The following is a 6359-nucleotide window of genomic DNA, read 5'->3' as shown; positions in this document are numbered from 1 at the left end:
GGTCCGGTGGACGTATCCCGCCGGTAGGGGAGATCACGGAAAATACCGAAGACGACTGACGATCAAAGATACGCCCAATCGACCTCATCGACTCCCCACGCTGCCACCTGTCCCATATCTCAGCCCGCTGTTCAGCCGAATAGTAAATCCTGGTACGATACTTCATTCAAAACACTCCATCTCTTCCTAAGGAGCAAAGTGTTGCGTCGACCAGTTGAGGCCACCGACTTCGGTGGACATTCAATCGTTATGCTCAACTCTAAACATGGAGCGGCCGTAATTGCCGAAAGCCGGAGTAAGGACGAGTTGCGGCCCGCGTATCAGAAAATTGAAACGGCACGGGTGATCTGTTGCCAGAGTCGTGCCAACGTATTTGAGATGTATAAACATCTAATGTTTGACTCATTAAACATTAGATGTTTATACTTACCGCATGAGCGAGAGTCTTTTCTACGAACTTCAGGGGAAACCCAAGATCAAGGCCAGCTACTCTGCGCAGATCGCGCGCGAGTTGGGATGTAAGATCATTTCCGGCGATCTGGGTGAAGGGACTCTGATCAATAATGAAGGTGCATTGTCGGTTGAATATGATGTCAGTCGAACTGTAGTCCGTGATGCTGTAAAGATACTCTCGGCCAAAGGATTGCTTGAGGTGCGTCGGGGCAGCGGCACTCGCGTGCGTTTTCGCTCAAGCTGGGACCTACTCGATGACGATGTTTTGGCTTGGCACCAAACTGTGCCACCGAACCCAATTTTCCTGCGCCAGTTGCTTGAGTTGCGTCTTATGATTGAACCGAGTGCCGCGCGCTATGCTGCGCTACGGGGTGCTGATCTGGAGCTTGACGAGATATCTCAGTCGATGATGGCGATGGAGACCGAACAGCGTGAGGTCGAACGTTTTGTTTTGGCTGACGCAACGTTTCACCGCTCTATTCTGAGGGCCGCCCAGAACGAATTGCTACGACCGATGGAGGGCGTCATCCACTCTGCTTTGATGATTTCGATCCGTCTCACCAACGCTGATCCGCGTGAGAATAAGGAATCATTGCCGTTTCACCGCGAAGTTTGCGACGCGATCCTGGCACGTGATGCCGATCTTGCCGAAAGCAAGATGCGGTTGCTGCTGACCGATGCTCAGCAGCGACTGGGGAAATACATGACTGATAGCTAAGGGCGTTACGCGAAGCGCGTAGAACTACTGTCATGATCATCGATGGAGCGCCGTGAGAGGAGTCACGGACCCAAGAAGCCATGCTCAAACACAAATTGCCAAACCTTCTTTCACAGCTTTTGAGCTTGCGAGAACGGGAGAGGTTTGCCTGACTTCGAACGAGGAGGCTCACGAAGATGAAAATCACCAAAGTCACCAGCCATGTTCTGGGCTATGACCTGCCGGAGCCTCTTGGGTACTCGCAGCAGTATTACCACAAACGCACCGCGCATCTGGTGGAAGTTGAGACTGACGAGGGGATCACTGGCTGGGGCGAATGCTTTGGCGCAGGAACGATTGCGCTTGCCAACAAGGCAATCGTTGAAAAAGTGATTCAGCCAATGGTGTTAGGGATGGATCCGATGGATCGCGATGTCATCTGGCACAAGGTATACAACCTGATGCGCGATCACGGCCAAAAAGGCATGCCGATGCAGTCCTTGTCTGGTGTTGATATTGCCCTTTGGGATATTGCGGGCAAGGTTTCTGGCCTGCCACTGAACAAGCTGATTGGCGGCAAATACCGCGACACTGTCCAAGCCTATGGCTATGGCATGATGTTGCGCCCCGAAAGCGCAGACAGCCTTGTGGCACGGTTCGAGGACGAGGCCGCCGCGATCAAGGCGATGGGGTTCAAAGCTACGAAAATGAAAGTTGGCTTAGGTCCGAAAGACGATGTTCGTCTGATCGAAGCAGTGCGCAAAGGCGTCGGCGATGACTTTCGATTCATGGTCGACGCCAACCATGCCTACACCACCCACGATGCATTCTACGTCGGCCGCGCTATGGAGGAGTTCGACCCCTATTGGTTCGAAGAGCCAATCGCGCCGGAAGACTATGAAGGCTACCGAGAATTGCGTCAGGGTCTGAACGTCAACATTTCCGGTGGAGAGATCGAGTTCAACCGCTGGGGTTGGCGCGCACTGCTTGAGGCGCGCGGTCTCGACATAGCGCAACCCGAAGTCTGCGCCCTTGGCGGTATTTCCGAATATTTGCGTGTTTTGGCCCTGTGCCATGCGCATTTCACACCCGTCGTGAACCACGTCTGGGGTAGCGCCGTTGCTGTCGCCACCAACTTGCATTTGCTCGCGGCGATGCCGCCACTGCCCGGTGGCCTGTTCCCCTGGGAACCGATGCTGGAGTTCGACACCACCGACAACAAATTCAGAGACGACCTGCTGACCGAGCCGTTGGATATCCAAGGCCAAGTCGCAAAGAACGATGGTCTTGTTGCCATCCCAGACGGCCCCGGTTTGGGCATAACGCCCGACCGCGACTTCATCCGTCACTACGACATCGGCAACGACTGAACGCCGATGACTGCTACTCAGTTCTAAAGGGAGGAAACCATGAAACTGATGTCTTTCACCAAAACAGCCCTCGTAACAGCGAGTGCAATTACACTCTCCAGCGCAGCTTTTGCGCAGGATGTCACACTTAAGCTGGGTCTCGTTACACCTACTGATCACCCACACTCGATCTCTGCACGCGAATTCGCACGTCTGGTCGAAGAAAAGACTGGCGGCGAAGTTGTCGTGACTGTGGCCGACAATGGCTCACTCGGGTCCAATCCAGAACTTCTCGATTCTGTTCAGGCGGGTATCATTGATTTCACTGTGTCCACACCGGGTGTATTGGCCGGATATTCCGCGTCCATGGGCATTCTGGAACTGCCGTATATCTTCCAAAGCATCGATCACATGATGGCCGTCACACGTGGCGACGTGGGCCTTCAAATGGCGGCGGAATATCAAGAAGCAACAGGCGTTTCGGTGCTCAGCTATTTCGGTGGCGCGCAGCGCAACATGATCACGACAGACGCGACCATCAATGGCATGGAAGACCTTGCAGGCTTGAAGATGCGCACATGGGAATGGTCCGTAATGCTTGATTGGTGGTCCGGCCTGGGCGCACTTGGGTCGGTTGTCGCCTTCCCAGAGGTCTACACAGCCATGCAAACGGGTGTTGTTGACGGAGCTGAAAACGAATTCACGACCTTCACGACCGCCCGTTGGGCCGAAATTGCGAAGAACGTTTCTTTGACGCAGCACGCAATCACAGTTCGCCCTTTCATTGGTAATGCTGGCAAAATCGCGGGCCTTTCTGATGAACATCAGACCGCCATTCGCGAAGCTGCGCTTGAAGCTGCTGATTTCGATGTTGCCCTTGAGGGTGAGTTGGACATTCAGAACATGGAAGCGCTTGCCGCGGACTATGACGTTGTCTTCACCGAGCCTGACAAAGGTCCGCTGATCGAAGCCTCTGCCGCTGTCATTGCTGGGTTCGCAGCAGACGAAGGGCTTGAGGATTTGGCCGCAGAAATTGCTGCCGTCGCCAACTAAAACACCTCCCGTGCGGCTCCTACCAATTCATCGGTGGGGGCCACATTTCATTAACAACGCTTTGAGGAGGGTGCGATGTTAAAATCGATTGTCGATAGACTAGAATGGGGGCTTGAGAAATGCGCCGCACTGCTGTGCCTTGTACTTCTCGGTTGCCTCTTCACAGAGGTGCTGACACGCTACGCGTTCTTCACAACTATTCCTGAAATCCAGTTCATCGTGCCATTCTGTTTCTTGTGGATGGTCATGTTTGCCACAGCCATTGCTGTGCGCAGAGGCACCCATTTTGAGGTAGACCTCGTGCAGAAAAAACTGCGCGGCGCGGCCCGAAAATATCACCGCTACGCGATGCTTCTTACAGTTGCGGTCGGCGGATTGATCATTGCTTGGTCATCCACCAGTTTTGTCGAGTTAGGCATGTTGCGAAAGAATCCCGCCACGGGAATTCGCATGGTTTACATTTATGCCTCTATCATGATTGGCGGGCTTTTGATCACGCTTATGGCGCTCGAACAGCTGTTTGCGGATCACGATGATACGACCTCTGGATTTGACGACCTGTTAGAAGCCAACAAGGCCGACATCACAGCTGAGGATCTGAAATGAGTCCTGAAACCGCTCTCTCAATTCTATTGATCAGCTTTGTAATCCTGTTCTCAATCGGCCTACCACTTGCCATGTCGTTGCTGTTTTCATGCGTAGTCACCATCGCCGTGGATCCTGGTCTCGACATCGTGGTGTTGCCACAAAAACTCTACACGGGTATCGACAATTTCCTATTGCTCGCCATTCCGGGTTTCATGTTTGCAGCCCTGATGATGAACAAGATCGGCGTCACACGCGACATTGTGCGATTATCCGACTTGTTGGTCGGACGTATCAAAGGCGGGTTGGCGCATATCAACGTGGTGTCATCAATGTTGATGGGCGGCGTGTCCGGTTCATCCACGGCTGACGTGGCTGGCATCGGTGCTATCTTGATCCCTGCGATGAAAGAAAAGGGCTATTCGCCTGGGTTTTCGGCGTCGCTGACAGCTGCATCATCGTCGATTGGTTCGATCATTCCGCCGTCCATCTTGATGGTGATTTATGGTGCATCGGCAAACGTCTCTATCGGTGCGTTGTTCATTGCAGGCTATATACCCGGCATTCTGGTTGGCCTGACCCAGCTGATCGTCGCTTGGTATTACGCCAACAAGTTTGGCATCGACCTGCCGACTACGGAAAAGAAACCCCGCGCCGAGAAAGTGGAAATTCTCGCAAAGGGTCTGATCCCTGTGTCGGTTATCGGTGTGATCATCGGCGGTATCCTGACAGGCGTCATGACGGCGACAGAATCCGCGGCAGTTGCCTCGATTTACGTCGTTCTGATCGGCATGTTCATCTACCGCAAATTGTCGCTCAAGATGCTGATGGATGTAGCGATTGAAACGGCGCTTCTGACGGCGGTTGTCATGATCTGCGTCGGGACGGCGACACTGTTTGGATGGTTGATGTCTTTCTATGGCATTCTTGATGTGGCCGGTGGCCTGTTCGAGACTTACGCCTCCAGCCCGACGATGTTCCTGATCTTTGCATCGGTTCTGTTCCTGCTTTTGGGGACGTTCATGGACCCTGCACCTGCAATGCTGATCTTCGTTCCAGTTCTGGCCTCAGTGGCTGCGACCGTAGGGGCTGATCCTTTGCAGCTGGGTATCTTGGTCATCATGGCACTGGCCATTGGTAAGATCACGCCACCCTACGGGATAAGTCTGCTTCTGGCCTGCACGATCGCGGAAATTCCGCTGTCCAAAGGTCTAGGCTGGACGTTGGTCTTCTTCGGCGCGTTCTGTGTGCTGATGCTGATCATCATTCTATTCCCTGCGATCACACTCGGGCTACCAACGCTGTTGGCGCCTGAATTGATGGGGCGCTAGGGAATGGGTGACGTGTCGTTCATTGCCGTTGACTGGGGAACTTCCAGTTTCCGGCTTTGGGCACTGGAGGCGGACGGCACAATTGCCGTCGCTTCTGATGGCCCGTCTGGAATGGCACACCTGAAAGGAAGTGATATTGGCAGTGTGCTTGATGGCAGCATTGCCAATATCGGTCTTGACGCTGACGTGCCCGTCGCAATCTGCGGCATGACGGGGGCGGCACAAGGCTGGTGCGAAGCACCTTATTTGCAAACCCCAACTCCGCTCCATTCGCTCGGCAGAGAGGCCGTCACCGTGCGCGAATCCACTGGCGATGTTCGCATCTTACCTGGCACCAAACAAATGTCGCCTGCCAACGTGATGCGTGGCGAAGAAACCTAAATTGCAGGTGTACTGATAACCACTCAGATTTTTTAGGCACCGTGTGCCTTCCCGGAGCGCACACCAAACAAGTGCGCGTCGCCGACCAGTCTATCCACGATTTGAAGCTTGCATGACGGGTGAATAATTCGCATTTTTCTCGAAAAATTCCGTGCTGTCCTACTCGGTGATCGTTGATGGCTGGAGCGATACTGCGTTCGCCGACGCCGTCGCGGTGGCCCTCGATGACCCAACATCCGTTCCCCACCTTTTGTTCGCCATCCGCGCATCAAGCGTGACAAGCCTGAACCGTTGGCGGTCCCAGACCTGCCAAACGACACGTGGTCGATGGATTTTATGGCGGATCAGCTTGCAGATGGCCGTTCGATCCGGACATTAAACGTGCTTGATGACTTTAATCGCAAAGGTCTGTGCATTGAAGTGGACTTCTCGTTGCCCGCCGAGCGGGTCGTGCGCAGCTTGAACCAGATCATTGAATAGCGGGGTAGACCGCAGACGATACGGGTCGAC

At 53.9% G+C, this 6359-nt stretch carries 6 protein-coding genes and 2 pseudogenes; 7 read left to right on the top strand and 1 reads right to left on the bottom strand.

The genetic code is table 11. The annotated features are described in order from the left end of the window. A pseudogene (locus tag KMP13_RS21050) lies at positions 1 to 166 on the bottom strand (IS30 family transposase); the annotation flags it as partial. Positions 167 to 433: 267 nt separating this feature from the next. On the opposite strand from KMP13_RS21050, the gene KMP13_RS02435 reads away from it, so the two are divergent. The 7 genes and pseudogenes from KMP13_RS02435 to KMP13_RS02405 all read left to right on the top strand — a co-directional run. Continuing rightward, positions 434 to 1171, top strand: coding sequence for a FadR/GntR family transcriptional regulator (locus tag KMP13_RS02435; protein WP_215263987.1), 738 nt, complete (start codon positions 434 to 436; stop codon positions 1169 to 1171). A 176-nt stretch (positions 1172 to 1347) separates the two neighbouring features. Further along, positions 1348 to 2520, top strand: coding sequence for a mandelate racemase/muconate lactonizing enzyme family protein (locus tag KMP13_RS02430; protein WP_215263986.1), 1173 nt, complete (start codon positions 1348 to 1350; stop codon positions 2518 to 2520). 39 nt (positions 2521 to 2559) lie between these two features. Further along, positions 2560 to 3552 (top strand): TRAP transporter substrate-binding protein, encoded by a 993-nt coding sequence (locus tag KMP13_RS02425; RefSeq protein ID WP_215263985.1) that lies wholly within the window; start codon positions 2560 to 2562, stop codon positions 3550 to 3552. A gap of 75 nt (positions 3553 to 3627) precedes the next feature. Further along, a complete protein-coding gene (locus KMP13_RS02420) occupies positions 3628 to 4158 on the top strand; it encodes a TRAP transporter small permease (RefSeq protein WP_215263984.1) in 531 nt (176 codons plus the stop codon). Then, positions 4155 to 5468: a TRAP transporter large permease gene (locus KMP13_RS02415; RefSeq protein ID WP_215263983.1), complete on the top strand. Its 1314-nt coding sequence runs from the start codon at positions 4155 to 4157 to the stop codon at positions 5466 to 5468. The genes KMP13_RS02420 and KMP13_RS02415 overlap by 4 nt, the downstream gene beginning before the upstream one ends. Before the next feature lie 3 nt (positions 5469 to 5471). After that, a complete protein-coding gene (locus KMP13_RS02410) occupies positions 5472 to 5849 on the top strand; it encodes a 2-dehydro-3-deoxygalactonokinase (RefSeq protein ID WP_215263982.1) in 378 nt (125 codons plus the stop codon). Positions 5850 to 6113: 264 nt separating this feature from the next. Further along, positions 6114 to 6326: pseudogene (locus tag KMP13_RS02405) on the top strand (IS3 family transposase); the annotation flags it as partial. Between the last annotated feature and the right edge of the window lie 33 nt (positions 6327 to 6359).

It is taken from the genome of Epibacterium ulvae (assembly GCF_018678075.1).
Lineage (GTDB): Bacteria > Pseudomonadota > Alphaproteobacteria > Rhodobacterales > Rhodobacteraceae > Epibacterium > Epibacterium ulvae_A.
Note: the sequence above shows the minus strand (reverse complement) of the source record. Positions and strands in the feature narration are given on the sequence as shown.